Genomic DNA, 23001 nt, shown 5'->3' with positions numbered 1-23001 from the left:
GGGGTGATCCCACAGTTCGAGCCGCCGAACTGGCAGGATCTCAACACCTTCCGGACCCAGGCGCAGATCGAAGGTGGCGCGGTCTGCCTGCCCGAGCCGCAGGGCTAGCCCTAGCAGCCCGGGCTGCTAGCAAGAAGGTTCCTATGACCCCACAGCCGTCAGCGACTGTGCCACGCGGGGCTGGGGGTTCGGGGGCGGCGACGCGGCTTCGCTCGGCGTGACGGACACAGCGGCGTCGCCGAAGGTCGGGAGCCGCACGCGAAAGGTCGTCCCGCGCCCGGGCTCGCTGTCGCACTCGAGCTCGCCGCCGTGGTTGCGGATGATGCTCGCGCTGACCGAGAGGCCCAGGCCCGTGCCCACCCCCCGAGGCTTGGTCGTGAAGAAGGGCTCGAAGATCTTGCTCACGACCTCGGCGGACATGCCCTGCCCGTCGTCGGAGACCGTCACCAGGATCGAGGTCTCCTCGACCCGCTCGAGCCCGAGCGTGACCACGATGCGGCCATGGCCGCGGCCTTCGGGGATCGCCTGGGCGGCGTTGACGAGCAGGTTGACGAACACCTGGGTGAGCTTGCCGCCGTCGCCCCGGACCATGGGCACGGGCTCGAGGCGGGCCTCGACCTCGGTTCCGTCCCGGAGCTTGTGGCGGGCGAGCTTGATCGACGCCCCGAGCGCCTCGACCATGTCGACAAAGCGCAGCGTCCCCGGGTGGTCGCGCACGAAGAGCTGCAGCTCGCTGGTGATCTTGTGGATCCGTTCGACCGCCTCGCGCGATTCGTCGATACCGATCCGCAGCCGCTCCCAGAGCTTCGGATCGACCCCCTCGGCGTCGCGCAGCTGCAGGAGGTCATCCTGGGCAAACTCGAGGTTGCTGAGCAGGTAGGTCAGCGGGTTGTTGATCTCGTGTGCGACACCGGACGCGAGCGTGCCCATGATCGCCAGCCGATCCGCGCGCGCCAAGTGGGCGCCCATCTCGGCCTCGACCGCGGCGCGCTCGCTCTGGGCCCGAAGCTGGGTCTCTCGCTCGAGGCGACCCCGCAGCGTGCTGAGGTAGCCGATGACCAGCCCGAGCAGGGCCGTCATGACATGTCCGACGAGCATCGAGGGCTCGCGGAGTACGTCGCCGACGTCGAGGCTCCCGAGCGTGAGGATGCCGAGGCCCAAGGGCAGCGCAACGGCTGCGGCAAGGAGCGCTCCGCGAAAGCCGAACACCCAGGCGGTGACGGCGACCGGGAGGCAGATGATCATCGCCATGCCCTGCTCGTGGATGGCGTTGAAGTAGAGGCCGACCGTCGCCACCACCCACGTCCCGACCACCACCACAGGCTCCCGCACGGTCACGTCAGGATTCTACCGGTATTCGGTCGCGCCAACGTAGGTTCGATAACGCCCCACGGCCGCGTGCTTTCTGCCCAATGCAGGCAGCGCTGCTCGCGCCGCTCGCCCCCGCCCAGGTCGGGACCGACGCCGATCGCCGCGCGGCTGCTCTGGATCTGTCCACCACCGCAAGTCACGCTGCCTGTCACAATATCGCGTATCAGCTCGCCTGCTGATTTGCGGTCATGGATAAATATAAATACGACAAGGCGTATCGAACGCTCGGACCGCTCGCTCTCGCCGTGGCGGCCATTGCCGGGCTGACAATCGGTGCGTGCAAGAAGCCCCAGACCAACCCTCTGCCTGGATGAGCTCGACGAACAGAAGTGTCGGCCCGCAAGCGGCCGGTCGCTCGGTCGCGGGTAGGAGCTTCGCGGTGGTCTGCGTGGCCCCCAAGAGGGGGCTCAACGCAGGTTGCTGTGAACATGCGGCGAGGTCGCGCGACGCGCGAAACAACCCAGGACGAAAATTCTAGGACCTGAAGGAAGGCTTTCGCAGGCCCCTGGGCTCAGACGCCCTCATATTTGTCGAGCAAGTCGTCGTACTTGTCCATGGCGTCTTCGAGCTGCTCGAGGTCGCTATCGAGGCTCGTCGGCGTGGCCTTGCGCAGGTCGTCGATCTCGGCCTTGGCCTTGTCGCGGGCCGACTCAATCTCCTTCTCGGCCGCGGTGTCGGTCGCGCCGACGGTTACCTTGTTGGCGCGTAGCCCGAGTTCGGCGTAGCGCTCCTCCGCCTTCGCTACACGGTCTGCGAGGTCTTTGGCGTATTCGGCCTCTTGTTCTTTGACCTCCTGCTTCTCCTCCTTGACCTCTTTTTTTTCGTCCTTGACGTCTTGTTTCTCGTCTTTGACGTCCTCGCGCGCGTCCTTGACATCCTCGGCCTCGTCTTTGACCTGAGCATTCTGGCAGGAGGCGGCGCTGATGAGCAATGCTGCGGTGACAGCAAAGATGGTTGTTGACGTGGTCATGGGCACAGACTGGCCCCGGCGAACAGTCTGTCAAACCGTAGCGCGTGCGATTCATGCCGTGGGCAAAGTGCGCCCGCGTGTTCAATTCGGGGTCGGTCCAATCATGGACTTCGGCGGCCAACGCGAGACGACGCGACTCAACTGATCGCCGCGCGCCTCGCCGCTGGTCTCGCCATCGATCGTGTCGTCGCCGTCCCCCGGCCGCCAGCGGTAGGTGTCGGCGTCCCGGCCGCCCGCGAGGATCCTGCTCGAGCACGCCGCCCGCGGGCCCGGCCACCGCTCGCCCGGCAAGGTTGTCAGGGCTCGGCATCATTGCCCATGAATGAGCTCGTGGTACGGGTACGGATGTGTATTGGAGAATCCTCGCGCTCACCGGCGTCACCCTGGCTCTGTCGCTCGTTCCCATCTGCTCGTCACAAGCCATGGATCCCGTGACCGGCCCCCTGGTCGCAGATTGTGCGTACCCGTCGACGGTGAGGGTCAGCTCCTACTGCACCGGCTCGTACCTCGGGGATGGGGTTGTCTTGATGGCGGCGCATTGCGTTGTTGCCGATCCATCCGAGTTCCCCCTCCTCCCCCCCAGCCAGCCCGCGAAGGTCACCTTCGGCAACGCAGACAGCGCCGCCGACCCCTTCGGCGACCGCTTCGAGATCGACATCGCCGCGCACCCCGAGCCCAAGGTCGAGGACCAGCGCTGGTGCTTCATCCAGCCCAAAGGCAGGTTTAAATCGCAGGGCGGCAACATTTACCACTACACGGGGGTGGACCTGGCCGTTTGTCTGCTTGATTCGACCGACCCCGACTATGCCAAGCTCGCCACGCTTCCGACCGTCCCGCTCATGGTCCCGACCGGGTGCATCCGCGACTGGCTGCATGAGGATCTGTGGACCACCTACGACTGCACTTCGGGCCAGGTCAAGGGCAAGAATGGGTGCTGGACGCCGCCCCCGCCTGTCGGCGGGCCAACCGACGGAAACTTCCCCGGCGTAGACGTGACAGCGGTCGGTATGGGCACCGAACCCGATGACGACGAGGGCGGGTTCAAGCGTGCGTTCAACCCGACCTTCTATGTCCAGGTCGACAACTCGGAGCATGCGTCCGCGCCCTACCCCTACGGTGGCTACTACCACCCGGGCAGTCCGACCCAGCTCGTCACCAACTACGCGTTCGAGTGGGACGAGACGCCGATCTTTGGGATGGCGACCATGCGGGGCGACTCGGGCGGCCCGCTCCTGTACCAACTGCCCGATGGGACCTGGCGAGTGCTCGGCGACCTCAACGGAGACGGCACTGGGGACACGGACCTCTACGAGGCCGCGCCAGCATACCTGCACTGGATCGAGTTCGAGACGGGCCGCGACGTCACCCCCTGCCACGACCTCAACGACGAGGACGAGTGGGAGTGGCACGGCGGCTGCCTCGGCGAGCTGCCGACATCGATCGACTCCGGGGTTGGCGGGAGCTACGCTGGCGACAGCTGCTCGATGCACGAGACCGGCGGCCAGGTGTGCGGTGGCTGGAAGGCGCCGCCGCTGAGCCAGGTGACCAACAGCGTGCCCAAGCCGCATCACCCCTGGGTTTTGTCCGCCGTGATCGAAGACGAGGTCGCGCCGACCCTGGCCCTCGCCAACCAGGGCGACTTCGGGGATCCCGTCGACGTCGACGCTGTCGCCAACCATCTCTACGCTGGCGGCTACGACCAGTCCTCCTACACCTTCCTCAGCAACATCTACGACGAGGGCGAGCTCGGTGGGTATCTGAGCACCGCGCTCACCGCCTCCTTCGCTGGTGCGGATGGGGGCGACTACGAGGTCTTCTCGGATCCAGACTACGACTGTGGCAAGGGTCGGATCATCGTCGTCGACCCCAACGGCGCCCGGGTCGACTGGGGCCTCGATAGCAGCGGCGTGCTCGGCACGGCGGCGTGTGAAGACTTCTTCGGCGCAGGGCTCGCGGTCGGCGACTTCAACGGCGACGGCTACGATGACCTGGCCGTGGGCACGCCGGGCGCGACGATCAGCTCGCTGTCGTCGGCCGGCAGCGTGCACGTCATCTACGGCTCCCCCGCGGGGCTCACGGCCGTCGGCGATCAGGTGTTCGATCAAGACACGGCCGGGATCGGCGGCGCGGCCGACGAGTGGGCGTTCTTCGCCGAGCAGTTGGCGACCGGCGACTTCGACTGCGACGGCATCGACGACCTCGCAATCGGCTCGCCGCGGGCGACCGTCGAGGGCGAGCACGAAGCGGGCGTGGTCCATGTGCTGTTCGGGACCAGCGGGGGTCTCAGCTCCGTCAACGACTTGCTGTACGAGGGCCGGGCCGGAGCGGGCGACGCCCCGGAGGCACGCGACCACTTCGGGGCCAGCGTCGCAGCAGGTCGGCTCGCGGGCACGAGCTGCTCGGACCTGGCCATCGGCGTGCCCGGACACGACACTGTCTCGGGCGCCGATGTCGGCCAAGTCCACCTACTCTACGGTGGGGTGAACGGGCTGCCGACGCAGGCCAATGAGAGCCTCGTCCAAGGTCAAGGCAGCGTGGCCGGTTCGGCCAACCCCAACGATCGTCTTGGCGCGCGCCTGGAGGTGATCGCGGGGCCGGAGGGGGATACGCTGCGGATCTTGGCGCCCAATGAGCAGTGCAACCCGGGCTCGGGCGAGCCGGTCATCGGGTGGCACGTCGTCCCCGCGGGTCGGGGCGGCGTCGACCTCACGACCGACGCCCTCGAGTGCACGGCCGTCGGGCGCGCGTCGATCACGACCGACGCCTGGGGCGACCTCGAGCAGCTCTCGTTGCTCCACGCCATTCGCATCGCCCGGGAGGCCACGCTGTGACCCGGCGACTCGGGGCAATCGCACTCGGGGCAATCGCACTGTCCGCGCTCGCCCTCGGGTCGGGCTGCGGCGGCGACGAGGTCGAGGCTCCCGCGTACATCACCGATCTCGTCGCCAACGGCCGCTCGGCTTGCGTGATCGACTCACGTGGACGCTTGCGCTGCTGGGGCGCTGGCGGCAACGGCTGGCTCGGCTACGGCGAGTCCGAGAACATCGGTGACGACGAAGACTGGTGCGAGCCCGGGTTTGTCGACATCGGCATGTCGGTCCGCTCGCTCGAGGTACTCGGCGGCAGCAAGTGTGCGATCTCCGACACGGGTGAGGCCCGCTGCTGGGGGCCGGGCGCCGCGGGCTTCCCCTTCTCGACGCCCGAGCAGACAGCGGGCGAGGGGCTCTTGATTCGGGGTCCGTCGCCGCTCGTCGCTATCGACCGGGGAATTGAGCACGCCTGCGTCTTGCTCGACACGGGCGCGGTGCGCTGCTGGGGGGCGGGCGCCGAATTGGGTTACGGCGACTCGATCGACCGCGGGGTCGGTCAAGATCCCAACGACATCCTCCCCGCGCTCCCCGACGTGCCGCTCGGTGGCGAGGCCGTTCACATCGTGGCGGGTGGCACCGTGCACGGAGATCACACCTGCGCGTTGTTGCGCTCCGGTGGGGTGCGCTGCTGGGGAACCCAGACCTGGCTGGGGTACGGCACGCAGGAGGCGATCGGTGACGACGAGACCCCGGAGCAGGTCGGCGACGTCCCTCTCGGCGGCGCCGCGATCGCGCTGACCGCTTCGGGCAGCAATTGGTGCGCGCTGCTCGAGGACCACAGCCTGCGCTGTTGGGGCAAGGACGCGGCCACCGGCATCCTCGGCTACGGCGACATCTTCGGGGACATCGAACACGTCGGAGACGACGAGACGCCGATGGACATGGGCCCGGTCCCGGTCGGGGAGCCCGTCCAAGCCGTGTTCATGGGCGGCTCGCGTACCTGTGTGCTGCTCGATGGCGGTCGGGCCCGCTGCTGGGGCTGGTCGCATGCGGGGGAGCTAGGCTACGGGATCCAGGTCTCGACCCTGCGCGAGCCGCCCGACGAAGATCTCGAGGTCGGCGGCAAGGTCGTGGATCTGGCCGTGGGCTTCGACCACACCTGTGCCCTGCTCGACTCGGGGCGCGTGCGCTGCTGGGGCGACAGCAGGTATGGTCAGCTTGGCCTCGGTGATCCAACCCTCGACCCCAAAGAGAGCATCCCATTCGAGGTCGAGCTCCTGCCCGAGTGCGACTGAGGCTGACATGGTGTCCCGAGTCCGCAATCGCACTGGAGATCGAGCGTTACGCGCAGGTCTACACCGGGCGTGCGCGAGAGTCTGACTTTGTCCTGGCTCGCGTCCTGTCATAGCGTGGGGGTATGAACGCCCGTGCCCTGCTCCCTTGTCTGACCCTGCTTATTCCGCTCGGATGCTCCTCGGCCGATCCGAGCAACTCCTTCGTGACGACCTTCGGCGGCGACGGCGACGGCAGCAAGGGCGAGACGGGGTCGTCGACGGGCGACGGCGACGGTGACCCGGGCGACGGCGACGGCGACCCAAACCCCGACTGTGGCGACGGCGTCGTCCAGCCCGACGAAGAGTGTGACCTCGGCCCCGACAACTCCGAGTCCGGCCAGTGCACGCCCAACTGTTTCATCGCCAGCTGCGGCGATGGCTACGTCTACGAGGGCTTCGAGGAGTGCGACGACGGCAACCCGCTCAACACCGACGACTGCGTCGAGGGCTGCGTCGCGGCGAGCTGCGGCGACGGCTTCGTCCACGAGGGCGTCGAGGAGTGCGACGACGGCAACGACGACGACGCCGACGGCTGCAACAGCATGTGCCTGCCGGGGACCTGCGGCGACGGAGTCGTCCAGGACGGCGAGCAGTGCGACGACGGCAACATGGTCACGAGCGACGAATGCCCCGCCTGCCAGCTCGCCTTTTGTGGCGACGGCTACATCCAAGCTGGGGTCGAGACCTGCGACGACGGCAACACCGACAGCGACGATGGCTGCGTCTACCCGACCTGCGTCCCCGCGGTCTGCGGCGACGGCCTGGTCTGGGCCGGCATGGAGGAGTGCGACGACGGCAACGAAGAAGACGGCGACGCGTGCACGCTGGCATGCACGACCGCGGTCTGCGGCGACGGGATCAAGCATGAGGGCGTCGAGGAGTGCGACGATGGCAACATGATCGAGGACGACGCCTGCACCTCCGACTGCGTCGCGATCGGCGATCCGCAGTGCTTCGAGCCCTACCTCGAGCTCAACAACGCCAACCGCAACATCAGCCAAAACGGCGGGTTCAACCTTTGCGACAACGGCAACAGCGGCGATCCCCAGTGGCAAGGGCTCAACTGGTATCGGTTCACGGGCGACGCGGGCACCCAGATGCCCGAGGCCGCGCCGCCGATCTTCTCGTGTGGGACCGACGCGCCCGGCTGGCTGCAGACGCCCCACCCGATGCCCGGCGACGGGGTCGTGGAAGGGCAGGCCTGCTTCTTCTGGAGCGGCAACACCTGCAACTGGAACACGCAGATCCAGGTCGTAAACTGTGGGGATTATTACCTGTACCAGCTGCCCGACACCGGCGTCTGTTCGTTGCGCTATTGCGGCGAGACGCCCTAAACCCCGGCGCCCCGTGACCGCAGATTGAGCCCTCAGTCGCAGTTGTAGGTGATCAACGCGCACCGACCCTCGCGGCAGGTCGGCGCGAACTCGCCGTCGCGGCAGGGACGAAAGTCCTTGCCGCGCATCGAGCGTGGGCGCTCGATCGGATAGTAGGGCGCCGCATTCGTCACCCAACAATCGGTGGCCTTCTTGCAGGCAATCGGCTCGACCCATTTGAACTCGCACAGCCGGGTCGCCTCGTCGCAGACGCACGCAGGCCCCTGCTCACGGTGCTCGTTGGCCTCGTCCATCGACCCCGAGACGCACGCGCCCGCGGCCTGATCGAGCCCGCACAAAGCCCCCGCGCAGCCCGCAGAGGGCGGCGGGGGCTCACTCGGCCGCAGCGCGCAGTGCTGCTCGACGCACACGCACTCCCCAGGAGCTGGCCTGGCCGCCTGGCCCTCGCACTCGCCCGCCGGCGCCTGGGCGATCCCGACGCAGCGAGTCGGCGCGCAGGGATCATCCCAGCCGCAGTCGTCCGCCGCCTCGCACGGATCCCCGAAGCCGGTGACCTCGGGCGCGTCTTCCTCGCTGCCTTGCTTGGGATCGGAGGCCGCGACCTCGGGCGACTCGCCCGGCGCGGGCGCAGCTTCCGAGCTCGGCTCCGAACCCCGGCCCATGAAGACATAGGCGACCACGAGGACGGCGAGCCCGACCCCGAGCAGGATCAGCGGCCAGTAGCTTCGCTCGCGCTTGACGTCGGGGCTCGATCGATAGCCGACGACCGCGGGCGAGGGGGTCGGCGGCGCCTCGACAGGCTCCTCCAAGACGAGGTCGGGTCCGAGGTTGGGCCGAAGCTCGAACTCGCGCTCGCTGGGGCCTGCGCGGTCGTACAGGCGCTCGGCCGCCGGAGCCGGCGCGTGTCCGGCCTCGATGTCGCGCAGCGCGGAGAACATGTCCTGGACCGAGTCAAAGCGCTGCGCAGGGTCTCGCGCCAGCGCCTTGCGCATCCACGCATCCACGCCGCGGGGCAGCGCGGCCAACTCCTCGGGCGCGACCGGATCGCGGGTCGTGATCGAGACACACAGCTCGGCGAGGCTGCGCGAGTCGAACGGCCGACTGCCAGTCAGGCACTGGTAGGTGATCACGCCGAGCGACCACAGATCCGAGCGATGGTCGACGGACTTGCTCTCTTGCAGCTGCTCGGGGCTCATGTAGTAAGGCGTGCCGAGCACCGCGCCGGTCTGGGTCGTGGCGAGCTCCAAAGCGGGGCCACGGCCGACGATCTTGGCGATGCCAAAGTCGAGGACCTTGGCGCGCTCGCGGTCGAGATCCTGGACCAAGAAGATGTTCGCGGGCTTGAGGTCGCGGTGGATCACCTCACCCTCGTGGGCCCGCGCGACGGCCGTGCACACGTCGCGCATGATCTCGATCGTCGCCTCGAAGCTGAGCGCGCCAGCCTCGGCCAGGCGGTCGGCGAGGGTGCGGCCCTCGAGCAGCTCCATCACGAGGTAGGGCATGCCCTCGTGGACGCCGTAGTCGAGGACCTGGACGATGTGGCTGCTGCGCAGCGCAGCCGAGGCCTGAGCCTCGCGCAGGAATCGAGCGCGAGCCTCCTCGGGGTCGTGCTGGGAGGGGTAGAGCAGCTTGATCGCAACCGGGGCCTGAAGCGCGAGGTGGGTGGCCTTCCAGACCACGCCCATGCCCCCGCTCCCGACCAGGGCGTCGAGGCGAAAGCGCTCGGCGATGACCTGCCCGGCCGCGAGCTCGGGCGCCGCGACCGGAGCGGTCGTGTCGGCTGCGGTCACAGACGGGCTCGTGGCCGTGGCCGTGGCCGCGACCGTGGCGAGCTCCTCGGAGCTCGCGCCCCCGAGTCGAGCGCGCAGCGCCTCGAGCTCGCCGATGACCGCGCGCGGGCTCGGTGGACGCGGACCGCGAGCGGCCTCGAGCAGCTTGGCGAGGGCGCGCGCGAGCTGGGGCGGCACGCTGGACGGGAGCTTCGGCGCGCCTTGGGCCAGGAGCTGATGGAGGATCGTCGCCGCGGCGTGGACGTCGGCCCCGACCTCGGACGCCGACAGCGCGGCGCCAGTCGAGCCGTAGGCCTGGGTCCCCGCCGGGACCTCGGCAGCCGGACCGCGCAGCTTGGCGAGCCCGAAGTCGGCGACCGCGACCCGCTCTCGGCCTTCGGGATCGCGGGTCAGGAACACCGCGGCGGGCTTCAGATCGCCGTGGGCGACGCCCCTGCCGTGGGCGTGGTCGAGCGCCGCGAACACCTCAATCGCGACCTCGAGCGCGCGGAGAGGCTCCCAGGCGTCGGCCGCGGCGTCGGCGAGGGTCGGGCCCGAGACCGGATCGGTGACCAGGTACACGAGGCCGCTCGCGGTCGTGCCAGAGTCTGTCACGCGCACGCAGTTGGGGTGGTCGAGGCTCGAGATCGCGACCGCCTCGGCCTCGAACGGCGCGCCCGGGCTCGAGCCTTTCGCCCCCGGCGCGAGCACCCGCAAGCCGACCGCCCGCGCGGGGTCGAGCTGCTGGGCCTCGAAGCGCGCCCCGCTCTCGTCGGCGACGACGAGCCCGTCCACGCGATAGCGCCCACTGATCGTCGAGCCAACGAGCGCACGGATATCGGGGTGGAGGTCGGTCACGGTCACAGACGGTACCATCGCTCGAGTCGGGCGCGGGCTGGAGCCCGGCAGCTCCGCGCGGTCGCAAGAACCCACGGGCGCGAGCCGAGCTTCGTGGTAGACCGCCGCCGATGGCCAAACGCCGGACCCGAGATCAGCAGCGCGTCCTCGTCCGCAAGCTTCGCAAGCGCGACTACAAGCAGGTCCGCGAGCTTCAGACCGTGTGCTTCCCGGGCGTGGCCCCGTGGACCAAGGCTCAGTTCGACCACCTGCTCGAGCTGTTCCCCGACGGTCAGCTCTGCGTCGAACTCGACGGCCTCCTAGTTGCGACCTCGAGCACCCTGCTGGTCAACGGCGAGGCCTACGACCGCCCCCACACCTACCGCGAGGTCGAGATCACCGGCCCGACCACGGCCCACGACCCCGAAGGCGACGCGCTCTATGGCCTCGACATCGCGGTCCGGCCGCGCAGCCGCGGGCTCCGCTTCGCCCGGCGCCTCTACGAGGCTCGCAAGGACCTCGCCCGCGAGCGCAACCTCCGGCGGATGCTGATCGGCGGGCGCGTGCCCAACTACCACAAGCACGCCGAGACCATGAAGATCAACGAGTACGTGGCCAAGGTCGTGCGCAAGGAGATCCGCGACCCCACCCTCAACGCCCAGCTCGCCAACGGCTTCTCGATCCGCCGGGTGCTCCCGGGTTATCTGCCCTCCGACAGCCAAAGCGGCGGCTACGCCGTGCTGATGGAGTGGCTCAACCCCGACTACGCCCCGCTCGAGCGCACCGTGCCCGACTCGGTCCGGGTTGCGACGGTCAACTACCAGATGCGCACGGTCGAGAGCTTCGAGGAATTCACGACCCAGTGCGAGTTCTTCATCGACACCGCGGCCGACTACCACTGTGACTTCGTGCTGTTCCCGGAGCTGCTCACCAACCAGCTGCTCGGGCTCGTCCCGCCGGACCGACCCGCGATTCAGGCCCGCAACCTCGATCGCTTCACCGACGATTACGTCGACTACTTTCACCACAGCGCGATCAAGTACAACGTCAACGTCCTCGCGGGCAGCCACCTGTGCGTCGAGGACGGCCGGCTCTACAACGTCGCGTATTTGTTTCACCGCGACGGCCGGATCGACAAGCAGTACAAGCTCCACATCACCCCGGCCGAGCAGCGCTGGTGGGGCGTCGAGCCCGGCGACGCCCTGCGGGTGTTCGACACCGACATGGGCAAGGTTGCGATCTTGATCTGCTATGACGTCGAGTTCCCCGAGCTCGCCCGCGTGGCCACGGGCCGCGGCGCGCAGATCTTGTTCGTGCCCTACAACACCGACATCCGCGCGGCCCACATTCGGGTCCGCTCGTGCGCCGCCGCCCGCTGCATTGAGAATCACGTCTACGCCGTGCTCAGCGGGCCGATCGGCAACCTCCCCCAGGTCGAGGGCGCCGACATCCACTACGCCCAGGCCGCGATCCTCACGCCCTCGGACATCCACTTCCCCCGCGACGGGATCGCGGCTCAGGCCAACGAGAACGTCGAGGCGCTGATCATCCACGACCTCGACATGGCCGTGCTGCGCCGGACCCGGAAGCTCGGCAGCGTGCGGCCGTGGCTCGACCGGCGCACGGATCTGTACCAGGTCAAGATCGACGACGGCGGCGAGCTCGACGAGGTCTGAGCCCAACCGAGGGCGCGGCTCACTTGAATCGCAGCGCTGCCGTTGGCGCGAGCGAAGCTTCGACGTGCTCGGCGAGGCACAAATTTTCGGCCGGGCGACCCGAGGGCTCGCGCTCGTGCTCCGATCTTGGCGCGGAGTAGGTTCGGATCGTCGCCACGCAGGCCCGAAACATTCTCAAACCATCATGAGCGCTGCTCGTCGAGCGCTCCGTTTCGCTCCGCCCGACTTCGACCACTGGAGCTCCATGGCAAAATTTCGGGCAAACCATCATGAGCGCTGGTCGTCGAGCTTGCGAGTTGGGTCGAGGGCAGTCTGGATCGTGGACGCGCACGCCCCTTCGCGAGGGCGAGGGAAGTCGAGCGCTGGTCGAGCAGCGCTCGAGTTGGGTCGGGGGGAACTTGGAGGCTCGAGGCGCAGACCCCTTCGCGAGGGCGAGAGAACTCGAGCGCTGGTCGAGCAGCGCTCGAGTTGGGTCGAGGGGAACTTGGAGCCTCGAGGCGCAGACCCCTTCGTAAGGGCGAGGGAACTCGAGCGCTGGTCGAGCAGCGCTCGAGTTGGGTCGGGGGAAACTTGGAGCCTCGACGAGCAGCCAGCTGCGCGAGGGCGAGGGAACCTGATCGCTGGCCGAGCAGCCCTCGAGTTGGGTCGGACGGAACTTGGACGCTCAGGGCGCGCATGTTGCGCAACCTCAGGGTAACTCGAGCGCTGGTCGAGCAGCGCACGGGTTGGTCTGGCGGAAATTTGACGCTGCAAACGCGTGTAGGGCGCAACCCCAGAGTAAGTCGAGCCGCTGCTCGTCCAGCCCTCGAGTTACTCCGAGCGAAACTCGAGGCCTGAAGCGCGTGCAGAGCGCCACCACGCGCGCGCCGAAGGGCTGGTCGTCGAGCCCTTGGCTTGGTTTGGCCGAGCCCAGGCCTCCCTCAAAATTGACCAGACACGACGAGCCCGCCGAAGGTCGGGGCGAGGCGGATCCGCGCGCCCGATCGCGGCCCGGCCTTCTTCTTGCTGATCACGAAGATGATCCCGCCGACCGCCACAATCGCGATGCCCGCGGCCAACAGCGCCCCACCGACCCGGGCCGAGGCGTCGAGCTCTTCGATGTCGGCGAGCACGGGATCCTCGGCCCCTTGGCGGCGGTCGCCGAGGATCGTGTACGCGAGGGTCAAGCCAAAGCCGGTGCCCGCGACCACCCCACCTGCGCCGAGCAGCCCGATCCCCGCCCTGCGCCAGGGCTGAACCGAAGCAGGCTCGGCCGGGGCTAGCAGCCCGGGGTGCAATGCCTCGCGCCGCCTCGCTTGGCCTTTTCGCCGAGGGCTTTGTCGCCAAAACTTGCAGTACGCCCGGTACAGCGGCGTTTTGGCTCCGCGCCCTCGGCCAAAATTCCGGCGCGAGGCGACACGATGCATTGCACCCCGGGCTGCTAGCTCCTCGCTCGCCTCGGCGGCGTCATCGGGGTCGGGAGCTCGGCCGGCCGCAGTGACCGGCGCAGCCACCAGCACGGTCGCCGTGACGGTCGCCGTGACCATCGCCACCCAGTCTCGCTTTCGTTCGCTCATGTCGCGTCCTCGTAGGCCGGCAGCTCCTTGTCGAGCACGCACAGCCCAAGGCTGGTGTTGCACCGAAGGGCGAAGTCCGGGTTGATGCCGTTGGTCTCGTCGTTGCATTCCTCGTCGGTCTCGCAGGCGACCGAGGGGTAAACCCCGACGACGTGGTATTCGGCCTCGCAGCCGTCCTGGCGAAGCTCGAGCTCGGCCTCGAACTGGGTGCCCTGGGCGTCGGCCGAGACCACGAAGCGGGCGCCGCTCCAGCGATAGCGGATCTCGCTTGCAGGCTCCGCGGGCCGGCTCTCGTCCTCGTCGGGGGTCTTTGCGTCATCGGGCACCGCGGGGAGCTCGGGCAGCGAGACCTCCGCGTCGGCGAAGTCCTCGACCTGGCAAAAGCTCTGGTCGTCGGGGAACCCCGCCGTGAACGCGCCGACGGCGTTCGCACGATGAAACAGCTCGTCGGCGTCGATGACACCGCGCGCGGCGGCGTCGTCGATCCTGGCCCCGAGCGAGCGCGGGCGGATCGCCACTTTGGCGCGCTGATAGTCCGGGGTCCCGTTGGGACCGCCAGCTTGGAAGTAGGTCTGGATCCCGAGGACGTCGCCCTGAAGCTGGGCGCAGGCCGCGTCCGGATCGCCCTTCGTGAGGGAGTACTCGGCCGCGAAGGCTCCGTGCGCGCTGGTGCAGTTGAGGACCGGCTGGGCGCAGCTGGCCCCGAACGCGACCGTCGCCGCGGCCGCGAACGCGAAGCTCGTCGACAACATGATGGAGCGAGTGAGCATCGTTCCTCCGATCAAAAGTCCAGGCGCACGCCAAAGCGAAACAAGCGCGGTGACTGATAGGCCGAGGGTTTACCAAAGTTCGGGTTCTTCACAATCGGCTCGCCGCTGCCGTCGGTGTAGCCCTCGAGGTCCGCGAGCGTACCGCCCTCGATCGGGACGACATCCGAATAGGTGTAGGACTGGTCGACCGCGGTCACCGCCTGAAAGTTGACGACGTTGAACACGTCCATCGTCACGGCGACCGCCAGATCGTCGGTGAAGTGCTTGCGGTAGCCGATGTTGGTGTCGAGGCGAAACACCCAGGGCAGCCGCTCGCCCGCCCCGCGCGGGATCAAGAAGGCCTCGCCGGTCCCGTAGATCTCGTGGGATCCGAGCACGTTGGTCGGCGCCCCCGACGACGCCCGAAACGCGCCGCCGAGCATCAACGCGTGGCCCTTGCCGAGGGCGATCTCGCCAGCCGCGAACAGCTTGACCGTGTGGCGACGGTCACCGGGCAGCGGGCCAAAGCGGTTGGCGAGGAGCGAGACGAGGTCGAAGTCCGAATTGATGTTCGGATCGAGCTGGCCGGTCTCGGGCCGGAACAACCCGGCGATGTTGCCCCGGAGCCAGGCCAGGGTGTAGCTGCCCGAGACCAGCCAGCTCCGGGCGAAGCGCTTGTCGAAATAGATGATGACGGCGTCGTAGACACGCTTGCCCTTGGGGAAGTCCTTGGCGATCCCGTAGCCAGGGTTGCCGATGAAGTAGGTCGTGGCCTCGTCGCGGCTCATGTCTTCGATCACGCGGTTGAGCCAGCGGTGGGTGTAATTGACGCCGAGCCTGGCGCCGGGGAGGATCTCGTACTCGCCGCCCGCGACGATCTCGTCGCTCGACTGCGGCCGAAGATCCGGATCGATCGCGGTCTTGCCCGCGCCGTAGCCGAGCCAATAGCGATCGGGGTCGGCGGGGCCGGCGATCGCGACACGGCTCGCGTCGGACTGGCAGTCTTCGGCGTGGCTCTCGGGGTCCGAAGGGTCGCAGATCGACGCGTCGTAGTAGCGGCGAATGCTCGGCTCCCCCGAGCCCGCGCGGTCGGCCAGGTTGAGGGGCACGCTCTGATAAAAGCGGGCGTAGTTGGCGAAGATCTTGGCCTTGCCGACCTGGGTTGGATCCCAGATCACGCCCACCCGCGGCGAGACCTGGTTGGGCAAGGCCATCGACAGGCGGCCGTCGCCACCGAACAGGTGCTGGGCGTCGTAGCGCAGGCCGACGTTGAGCGTGACCTTGTCCATGATCGACCAGCTGTCCTGGAGGTAGCCGCCGATCGTGGTCGAGAACACCCGCCAGCGCAGGCTCGGGAGGATCGTGGCCTCGTCGGGTCCGCTCAGGTAGCCGTAGCGGCGCAGATCGAGGAAGGCCTGGCCGCTCGGGTCCTCGCGGTAGAGGGTCGTGCCCGAGTAGCCGCGCTCGCTGTCGTACTGCATGTATTCGAAGTCGAGGCCGAACTTGATGAGGTGGTGCCCCGCGCCGATCGCCAGGCGCGCGGCGTTGGACCGAAATTGCACGCGGCTCAGGCGGCGATCGTTGATGAAGCCCGGCCCGCCGACGCGAAACAGGGTCGCCGGGCAGGTGATCGTGCGCCGCGACGCGTCGACGGGGTCGACCCAGGGATCGCAAGCGTCCGACGCCGCGTCGCCCGGCAGATCGATGAAATCGGTGACCGAGTGGACCTCGGGGGTGTTGCGCCGATACGTCGTCCCCGGGGTCCCGGCCAGGCCCTCGCCCGAGCCGAGCACGCTGCGGTCGTGGGGCATGCTCTGGTTGACCTGGTAGTGCCAGCCGAGGGTCGTCGAGACGTCCCAGCGGTTGTCGTCGGCGAGCACCTTCCACTGCAGCTGGAGATCCGCGGCGTCGTTGCGGTAGCGGTGAGCCAGGCTGTCGTAGGTCCCGAGCACCGACGCGACCTCGGGGTTGCCCGTCGCCGCGTCGAGGCCAAAGGTCCGGTTGCCGCCCGAGCTCGTCGGCGCGAAGATCCCCAAGAGCTCGAGGGTGTGGTTCTTGGCCGGCGAGTAGGTCAGCTTGGCCAGCGTCTGGAGGGTCGTGCCCTGGGCCTTGCGGTGGGCCTCGGTCCCCGGAATCCGCTCGCTGCGCTTGAAGCCGGTCGCGGCGTCGCTGAGCACCTCCCCCGTGTCCGGGTCGACGACGAGGCGGTTCCAGGTCGTCGCGATGTCGTAGGCCGTGCGCGAGATGCTGACGCCGCCGTAAAACCACAGCTTGTCCCGGACGATGCGCCCGCCGAAGTCGAAGCCGGTGTCGCCGAGCCACAGGAGCTGACGCTCGGCCTGGATCGTCGCCCCCTCGCGGACCGGCTGCTTGCGGTAGCCCTCGAGTCGGCCGGGCGAGTAGTAGGCCCAGACCCCGCCATGGAATTCGTTCGACCCCGACTTCGTGACCGCGTTGAGGATGCCGCCCGTCGCCCGGCCAAACTCCGGCATGTAGCCGCCGGCCTCGACCCGCACGTCCTCGAGGAACTCGACCGTCAAGCTGGTCCCGTTGAGCCCAAAGCCCGGGTCGTTCACGGACAGACCGTCGATGTAATACTTGTTCTCGGGCGAGCTGGTCCCGGCGATCGAGGTGCCGTAGAGATCGCCCGCGGCCCCGGGCGTGGCTTCGGCGACGGCCTCGAACGAGCGGTTGGCCCCGCCCTTCCCCGTTGGCTGGGCGATCGGCACCCGCCGGGCCATCTCGCTGTCGATCGCAAAGCCCGTCGAGCTCGAGGTCGTGTCGACCGGCGGCGAGCTCACGATCAGCGTGGTCGGCTCATCCTCGACGCGCTGGAGGGTGAAGTTGATCCGCGTGGTCTGGCCGGCCCGCAGCTGGAGCTCCTCGCGCCGCCGGGGCCGGCTGTCGGCGTGGAGGACCAAAACCTCGTAGGTCCCGGGCGGCAGATCGGGGATCCGATACAGACCCGTCGCGTCGGTGACCATCGAGCGCTCGCCCTGGAGCTTCTCGCCCGTGACGACCACGATCGCGCCCTCGATGCCTTCTTTGGTCTCGGGGTCGCGGACGACCCCGGTCAGGACGGCGTCGTTGGGTCCGGCCTCGGCCGTGGAGACCATCACGATCTGCGCGCCAACCACGCCGAGGATCGCTGTCAGAGCAGGCCTGCGCATTTTGGTCCTCGACCCCGAGCTTGTAGCCCCATGGCCTCGCGGCGACGCCTGGACCGGGCCTGAATCTTTTGCCGACCCTCGGCCTTCGCGCGGACCCGCGGCCGCCTCGAAGGACCGCGGCGCCTCGGTCATCGGCGGGGAAGCCCGATCTTCGGCGAGGCGGCGCCCATCGACTTTCGTCGGTGAAGGTTTTGCGCGACCATCCGAGCCGCTGCATGAGTGAGTCGACCGAGCCCCCCGAGTCCGCGAAGTTCTCGCGCGCGTTTTGGACCGCCAACGCCGTCGAGCTGCTCGAGCGCGCCGCCTGGTACGGCGTGTTCGTCGCGATTACCTTGTACTTGAGCCGGATCTTCGGCTTCAGCGACATCGAGGCCGCGACGATCTCGGGCGTGTTCTCGGCCGGGCTCTACTTCCTCCCGACCTTCTCGGGCGCCTACGCCGACAAGATCGGGTTTCGCAACGCCTTGCTGTTCGCCTTCTTCCTCCTGACCCTCGGCTACGGCTCGATGTGGCTGCTCCCGCGCCTGTTCGAGCTCGCGGGCCTCGTCAGCTACGGGCGCGAGGTCGAGTTCACCGGCCTCGACACCAGCTGGTACAAGTGGCTGTTCCTCCCGATCATGGTCTTGATCATGGTGGGCGGCTCGTTCATCAAGTCGGTGATCACCGGGACCGTGGCCCGCGAGACGACCCCGTCGACGCGGGCCCGCGGCTACTCGATCTTCTACGCGATGGTCAACGTCGGGGCCTTCGGCGGCAAGACCCTCGTCAAGCCTCTGCGCGAGAGCATGGGCAACGAGGGCCTGGTCGTGCTCAACCTGTTCGCGGCCAGCATGACCGCGCTCGCCTTCGTGTTGATCTTGCTGCTCTACAAGGAGCGCGAATCGAACGAGCAACAAAAGTCGATCGCCGAGATCTGGCAGGCGCTGCTCGCGGTCCTCAAGCAGACCCGCCTGGTCACGCTGATCGTGATCATCACGGGCTTTTGGATGGTCCAGCACCAGCTCTACGCGACGATGCCCAAGTACGTGCTGCGCATGGCCGGCGAGGGCGCGTCGCCTTCTTGGTACGCCAACGTCAACCCGGCGATCGTGGTCCTGACCGTCGGCCTGGTCACGCGCGCGATGAGCCGAAGGCGGGCGCTCACCTCGATGACGATCGGCATGTTCATCATGCCGATCTCGGCGTTTTGCATGGCCTCGGGCAACATGATGGAGCTTGGGGGCGACGGCGGCACGATCTTGGGCCTCCACCCCGTCGCGTTCATGATGGTCGTCGGCATTGCGATCCAGGGCCTGGCCGAGAGCTTCATCTCGCCGCGCTTTTTGGAGTACTTCTCGCTCCAGGCGCCCAAGGGCGAAGAGGGCATGTACCTCGGCTTCTCGCACCTGCACTCCTTCTTGGCCTCGCTGCTCGGCTTCGTGACCTCGGGCTTCTTGCTCGACGCGTTTTGCCCGGCCCCGCGCACGCTCTCGGCCGCCGACCAGGCCCAGTACGCCAAGGCGATCGCCGGCGAGGGCCCGATGCCCGAGGCCTACGCCCACGCCCACTACATCTGGTTCGTGTTCGTCGGCATCGCGGCGGTCTCGGCGATCGGCCTGGTCATCTACGGCCGCGTGGTCAAGCGCATCGACGCCGAGGCCAGGGCCAAGGCCGCGGCCGCGTGATAGCGTTGCCCATGTCGTCCGAGACGATCCGCCGCGGGTTCCATGTCGCGGGCGCGACCAACATCTTCGGCATGATCTTGATCAGCCGCGGACTGACCAACGAGCTCCTGCGCGAGCTCGACCCGGCCCTGTTTGGCGACCCCGGCGTGATCCTGATCTGCGTGTGGGGCCTGGCCTACGTCGCGCTCGCCGACGCCTTCGAGCACGCGGCCAAGGTCGCGCTGGTGTTCGCGCTCGAGAAGGCCTTCTACGCGGGCGCCTGGCTCATGTGGCTGCGCGAGCACGGCTCCGAGCTCGGCGACATCTGGGCCCGCGACTGGCTGACCGGGTTCTTCTTTAGCGGCTACGGGATCGTCGACGGCGCCTTCGGCCTGTTCTTTTTGTACGTGTGGGCGCGCCACCGAAAGCAGACACAATAATGGACGTCAGGGGAAAGCTCGTCATCGTCACCGGGGCCAGCCAGGGCATCGGCGCCGCCACCTCGCGCGCGCTGGCCCAAAGCGGCGCGCGGGTGATCCTCGTCGCCCGGACCGAGTCCAAGCTCCAGGCCCTCGCCGACGAGATCAGCGCCGCGGGCGGCGAGGCCCACGTCCGGCCCTGCGATCTCTCGGATCCGGCCGCGGTCATGGCCCTCGGCGAGCAGGTCAGCGCCGAGCTCGGCCTGCCCGACGTGATCGTCAACAACGCTGGCGCCGGCCGCTGGCTGAGCGTCGACGAGACCCCGATCGAGGAGGCCGTGCAGATGATGCAGGCGCCCTACTTCGCCGCCTTCTTCGTGACCCGGGCGTTCCTCCCGGCGATGATCGAGCGCCGCAGCGGGTTGATCGTCAACGTCCAGTCACCGATGAGCCGGGTCGTGGCCGGCGGGTGCACGGGCTACGCGGCCTGCCGCTGGGCCCTGCGCGGGTTCAACGAGGGCCTGCGCGCGGACCTGCGCGGGACCGGCGTCAAGGTGACCGAGGCGATGTTCGGCGAGGTCAGCTCGGACTACTGGGCGAACAACCCCGGCGCCGAGGAGCGCCTGCCCGGGATCGCCAACGTGCTGATCCCGACGATGACCCCCGAGCAAGTTGGGGCCGCGATGGTCAAGGCGATCCGGAGCGAGCGGCAGCTGTTCATGCGACCCTTCATGCTCTCGGTGATCTTGGTGCTGCTGTGGATGGCGCCGCGGCTGGTGCGGTGGCTGACGGTCAGCACGGGCTGGCAGCGGCCGGCCTGAACGAACTTCCCTTCTTCGTGGGGAAGCGCGGCGGCGCTCGTCGAGCGTGTTCGATGGCGCGAGAACCCTGGCGAAGAGCGGTCTGACATGCCACCGTGGCCGGGTGAGCGCGCGAACACCGATCGAGGCCAGACTCGCCCAGCTCTACAGCCAGTGGGACACCTTCATCGCCGACCCGGACGCGCGCGTGCTTCGCTGGCTCCTGCGCGACGACGAGCGACGGATGTTCGAGGCCTTCCTCGCGATCGAGGACGACGACGAGGGCGAGCTGTCGGCGTTGTTCTTTGCGTTCAATGAGCCCTTCGTCGGCGGAGGCTACGGCCATGAGCTGCGCCTCAACCTCGATCGCCAGCTCCAGGCGATGAGCCCCGAGCTCGAGGCCATGGGGCTGCAACCGTGGGTCGCGGCCGGGGCGGAGTCGACGGTCACCGATATCGGCGCGCTCATGCACACCTGCGCGGCGGTCGTGCGTCACCTCGGTGAGATCGTCGAGGCCCTAGCACCCCGGGCTGCTAGTCCTGGTCTTGTGGCCGGCCGAGATCGCCGATCCGCCGGTCTTCGCCGAGTGGCTGCGCCGCGCCGCCTCGGTCGTGCCAGCGGGCGTCCGGGTCGTCGTGATCGACCGAGCCGAGGCCCCACGCCTCGAGACGCTCGACCATGAGCGGGTCCGAGCTGTCCACGCCGCCCTCGACATGCCGGGCGCGCTCGAGGCCCCGCGCGTGGGCGTGGCGCGGCGCTTGGTCCGTATGCTCGGCAGCGACTGGCGCGGTGAGCGGGTCAGCCCTCGCCCCGCTCGGGCGGCCGCGTTCCGTAGCGCTTGGCCGCCTTTCTTGCGTCTGCACGCAGATGAGACCGCCGCATCCTTCCCAGCTCACCCGGTGGCAGTGGTCGGCTGGTCTGCAAGTCGTAGAGTGCGTCCGCATACTCTTGAGTGGCGGGCTGCGGTCCGTTGAACACCGCATCAAGGAATACATCTGGCGGGCGGTACTCGTGCTCGGCGACGTAGTGAACAATCAAGTTGGGCGACGCATACCAGGTCGCCCCGTGCAGCACTCGTATCTGCCCAGATCCCAATTTCAGTTCTTCTTGCCGCCACATCACACGTTGCCCGGCGGTCTGACGAACACCCCGCCGATCGGGATGTGCGAGGGGATCGGCAGCCCTGCGCTGCCCGCCTGCGCGCGCGGCAGACCGTTGACCGTGACCGTGGAGCCGAGCAAGGGGATGTAGTCGAAGGGGTCGAATACAATCCCGACGAAGGGGTGCGGCACCGGAGCAGGCGGCACGGTGCCAGGCGGCTGGACGATATGGACGTCGACACCAATGATGATGTCGAAGTGTTTGGCCGCGAGGGGCATGCTGACAGCGACGCTACCAGAATCGCCGGCTTCGCGGTCTCACCCTCGTTGGCTCCTCGGTTCCCGCCCCTCCCATGCCAACAAGGGCGAGATCGAAGCTGCCCGCGGCCCCAGTTCCAACCGCGAACCGTGGCCCACGACACTGCGCAGCGCAGCGCGCGTTTCCTCGGTCCCGCTTCCTGGTAGCCTGGTCGCTATGGGTGCACTCTTCGATCGTGGCAAGTACCTGATACTAGGATTTGGCCTGGCGGTGTCCGGCGCCGTGGGCTGCGGCCTGTTGGATCCCGAGCCGAGCGATGGCGAGGTCTGCGAGTCGGACAGCGACTGCACGACCGAGCACTGCACCAGCTATGGACTGTGCTCGCACTCCCGCTGCGAGTGTCCGAGCGGCCAGTGTGCCGAAGGTGGTGAGCTGAGCTCAGACTGCCGCGATGGCTGGCGCTGCGTCGGCTACGACTCGATCTTCGATCCGGTCAAGGAGTTCTTCGGAGCCAAGGTCAACGAGTCCGACGGCTACTGCCAGCCGAGCTGTGAGGACGGCTGCCCCGATCACTACCTGTGCAATGGCGGCGACGAGTTCTGCTCGCCCGATCCCGCGTGGGCCTACCCCGTGCCCGCGGTCAGCTGGACTGGCGACGCGTCGGGGGAGCTCAGCGGCCGCGATCAATCCCTGACGGTCGTCGTCGAGGACGGCTCGACGATCACCCTAAACGGCTCGGGCAGCTCACCACGCGGCGCCCCGATCGTCGGACTCAGCTGGACGACCGTCTCGAGCGCCGCCGACTACATGGACTTCGAGGGCCCGACCATCGAGACCACGGTTCCGGCTGGGAGCTACCGGCGGGTCGAGCTCAGGGTCGCCGACGACGAGGCCCGCTCGGGCATGCTCACGGTCATCTTCGACAGCTGCCACGGACCCGGGACCACGTGCGGCTACCAAGGCTCCGGCTGCTGCAACTCCTGCGACGACGCGACCGACACCTGCCTCTGAAGCGGCTTCTTTAGACCCCCACAGGCGCCAGCGACTTCTTTAGACCCCCACAGGCGCCAGCGGCTTCTTTAGACCCCCACAGGCGTCAGCGACTCTGCCACGCACGGCCGCAAGCGGCCGGTCGGTCGCTCGCTCCGCTCCCTCCCTCGGTGGGCTGGGATGAGCTTCGCAGTCGCCTCCGTGGCCCCCTAAA

17 protein-coding genes are annotated in these 23001 nt (G+C 68.3%); 9 read left to right on the top strand and 8 right to left on the bottom strand.

The features are described from left to right. Positions 1-141: 141 nt before the first annotated feature. A complete protein-coding gene (locus ENSA5_RS08820; RefSeq protein WP_146155491.1) occupies positions 142-1338 on the bottom strand; it encodes a sensor histidine kinase in 1197 nt (398 codons plus the stop codon). Between the two features lie 544 nt (positions 1339-1882). Further along, positions 1883-2347: a hypothetical protein gene (locus ENSA5_RS08815; protein WP_146155490.1), complete on the bottom strand. Its 465-nt coding sequence runs from the start codon at positions 2345-2347 to the stop codon at positions 1883-1885. A 416-nt stretch (positions 2348-2763) separates the two neighbouring features. On the opposite strand from ENSA5_RS08815, the gene ENSA5_RS08805 reads away from it, so the two are divergent. From ENSA5_RS08805 to ENSA5_RS08795, 3 genes are all read left to right on the top strand, one after another. Further along, a complete protein-coding gene (locus tag ENSA5_RS08805) occupies positions 2764-5172 on the top strand; it encodes an FG-GAP repeat protein (protein WP_146155489.1) in 2409 nt (802 codons plus the stop codon). After that, positions 5169-6446 (top strand): RCC1 domain-containing protein, encoded by a 1278-nt coding sequence (locus ENSA5_RS08800; RefSeq protein ID WP_106391187.1) that lies wholly within the window; start codon positions 5169-5171, stop codon positions 6444-6446. The genes ENSA5_RS08805 and ENSA5_RS08800 overlap by 4 nt, the downstream gene beginning before the upstream one ends. A 122-nt stretch (positions 6447-6568) precedes the next feature. After that, complete coding sequence (locus ENSA5_RS08795; RefSeq protein WP_106391186.1) at positions 6569-7819, top strand: DUF4215 domain-containing protein; 1251 nt, start codon at positions 6569-6571, stop codon at positions 7817-7819. Between the two features lie 32 nt (positions 7820-7851). On the opposite strand, the gene ENSA5_RS08790 is transcribed toward ENSA5_RS08795, so the two are convergent. Then, the gene (locus ENSA5_RS08790; RefSeq protein WP_181197541.1) at positions 7852-10446 is read right to left on the bottom strand and encodes a protein kinase domain-containing protein; all 2595 of its coding nucleotides are present in this window, start codon (positions 10444-10446) and stop codon (positions 7852-7854) included. A gap of 110 nt (positions 10447-10556) precedes the next feature. On the opposite strand from ENSA5_RS08790, the gene ENSA5_RS08785 reads away from it, so the two are divergent. Continuing rightward, the gene (locus ENSA5_RS08785; protein ID WP_106391184.1) at positions 10557-12101 is read left to right on the top strand and encodes a carbon-nitrogen hydrolase family protein; all 1545 of its coding nucleotides are present in this window, start codon (positions 10557-10559) and stop codon (positions 12099-12101) included. Positions 12102-13021: 920 nt separating this feature from the next. On the opposite strand, the gene ENSA5_RS08780 is transcribed toward ENSA5_RS08785, so the two are convergent. The 3 genes from ENSA5_RS08780 to ENSA5_RS08770 all read right to left on the bottom strand — a co-directional run bounded on the left by ENSA5_RS08780 (position 13022) and on the right by ENSA5_RS08770 (position 17576). Further along, positions 13022-13378 carry a hypothetical protein gene (locus tag ENSA5_RS08780; RefSeq protein WP_181197540.1) on the bottom strand — a complete coding sequence of 119 codons (357 nt, stop codon included), beginning with the start codon at positions 13376-13378 and terminating at the stop codon, positions 13022-13024. Between the two features lie 275 nt (positions 13379-13653). Then, entirely contained in the window at positions 13654-14427 is a 774-nt protein-coding gene (locus ENSA5_RS08775) for a hypothetical protein (protein WP_106391182.1), read from the bottom strand. An 11-nt stretch (positions 14428-14438) separates the two neighbouring features. Continuing rightward, the gene (locus ENSA5_RS08770; RefSeq protein WP_181197539.1) at positions 14439-17576 is read right to left on the bottom strand and encodes a TonB-dependent receptor; all 3138 of its coding nucleotides are present in this window, start codon (positions 17574-17576) and stop codon (positions 14439-14441) included. Between the two features lie 215 nt (positions 17577-17791). On the opposite strand from ENSA5_RS08770, the gene ENSA5_RS08765 reads away from it, so the two are divergent. The 4 genes from ENSA5_RS08765 to ENSA5_RS08750 all read left to right on the top strand — a co-directional run bounded on the left by ENSA5_RS08765 (position 17792) and on the right by ENSA5_RS08750 (position 21120). Then, complete coding sequence (locus tag ENSA5_RS08765) at positions 17792-19240, top strand: MFS transporter (protein ID WP_373422430.1); 1449 nt, start codon at positions 17792-17794, stop codon at positions 19238-19240. Between the two features lie 11 nt (positions 19241-19251). Beyond that, a complete protein-coding gene (locus tag ENSA5_RS08760) occupies positions 19252-19659 on the top strand; it encodes a hypothetical protein (RefSeq protein WP_106391180.1) in 408 nt (135 codons plus the stop codon). Beyond that, positions 19659-20459, top strand: coding sequence for an SDR family NAD(P)-dependent oxidoreductase (locus ENSA5_RS08755; protein ID WP_106391179.1), 801 nt, complete (start codon positions 19659-19661; stop codon positions 20457-20459). Before ENSA5_RS08760 ends, ENSA5_RS08755 begins: the two co-directional genes overlap by 1 nt. 103 nt (positions 20460-20562) lie before the next feature. Continuing rightward, the gene (locus ENSA5_RS08750) at positions 20563-21120 is read left to right on the top strand and encodes a hypothetical protein (RefSeq protein WP_106391178.1); all 558 of its coding nucleotides are present in this window, start codon (positions 20563-20565) and stop codon (positions 21118-21120) included. 116 nt (positions 21121-21236) lie between these two features. Here the strand turns inward: ENSA5_RS08750 and ENSA5_RS39905 are convergent, their stop codons facing one another. Next, positions 21237-21557 carry a DUF7919 family protein gene (locus ENSA5_RS39905; protein WP_444843366.1) on the bottom strand — a complete coding sequence of 107 codons (321 nt, stop codon included), beginning with the start codon at positions 21555-21557 and terminating at the stop codon, positions 21237-21239. Beyond that, positions 21557-21817 carry a PAAR domain-containing protein gene (locus ENSA5_RS08745; protein ID WP_106391177.1) on the bottom strand — a complete coding sequence of 87 codons (261 nt, stop codon included), beginning with the start codon at positions 21815-21817 and terminating at the stop codon, positions 21557-21559. Before ENSA5_RS08745 ends, ENSA5_RS39905 begins: the two co-directional genes overlap by 1 nt. Before the next feature lie 196 nt (positions 21818-22013). On the opposite strand from ENSA5_RS08745, the gene ENSA5_RS08740 reads away from it, so the two are divergent. After that, positions 22014-22808, top strand: coding sequence for a hypothetical protein (locus tag ENSA5_RS08740; protein ID WP_146155486.1), 795 nt, complete (start codon positions 22014-22016; stop codon positions 22806-22808). Positions 22809-23001 lie beyond the last annotated feature (193 nt).

This window comes from Enhygromyxa salina (assembly GCF_002994615.1).
Lineage (GTDB): Bacteria > Myxococcota_A > Polyangia > Nannocystales > Nannocystaceae > Plesiocystis > Plesiocystis salina_A.
Note: the sequence above shows the minus strand (reverse complement) of the source record. Positions and strands in the feature narration are given on the sequence as shown.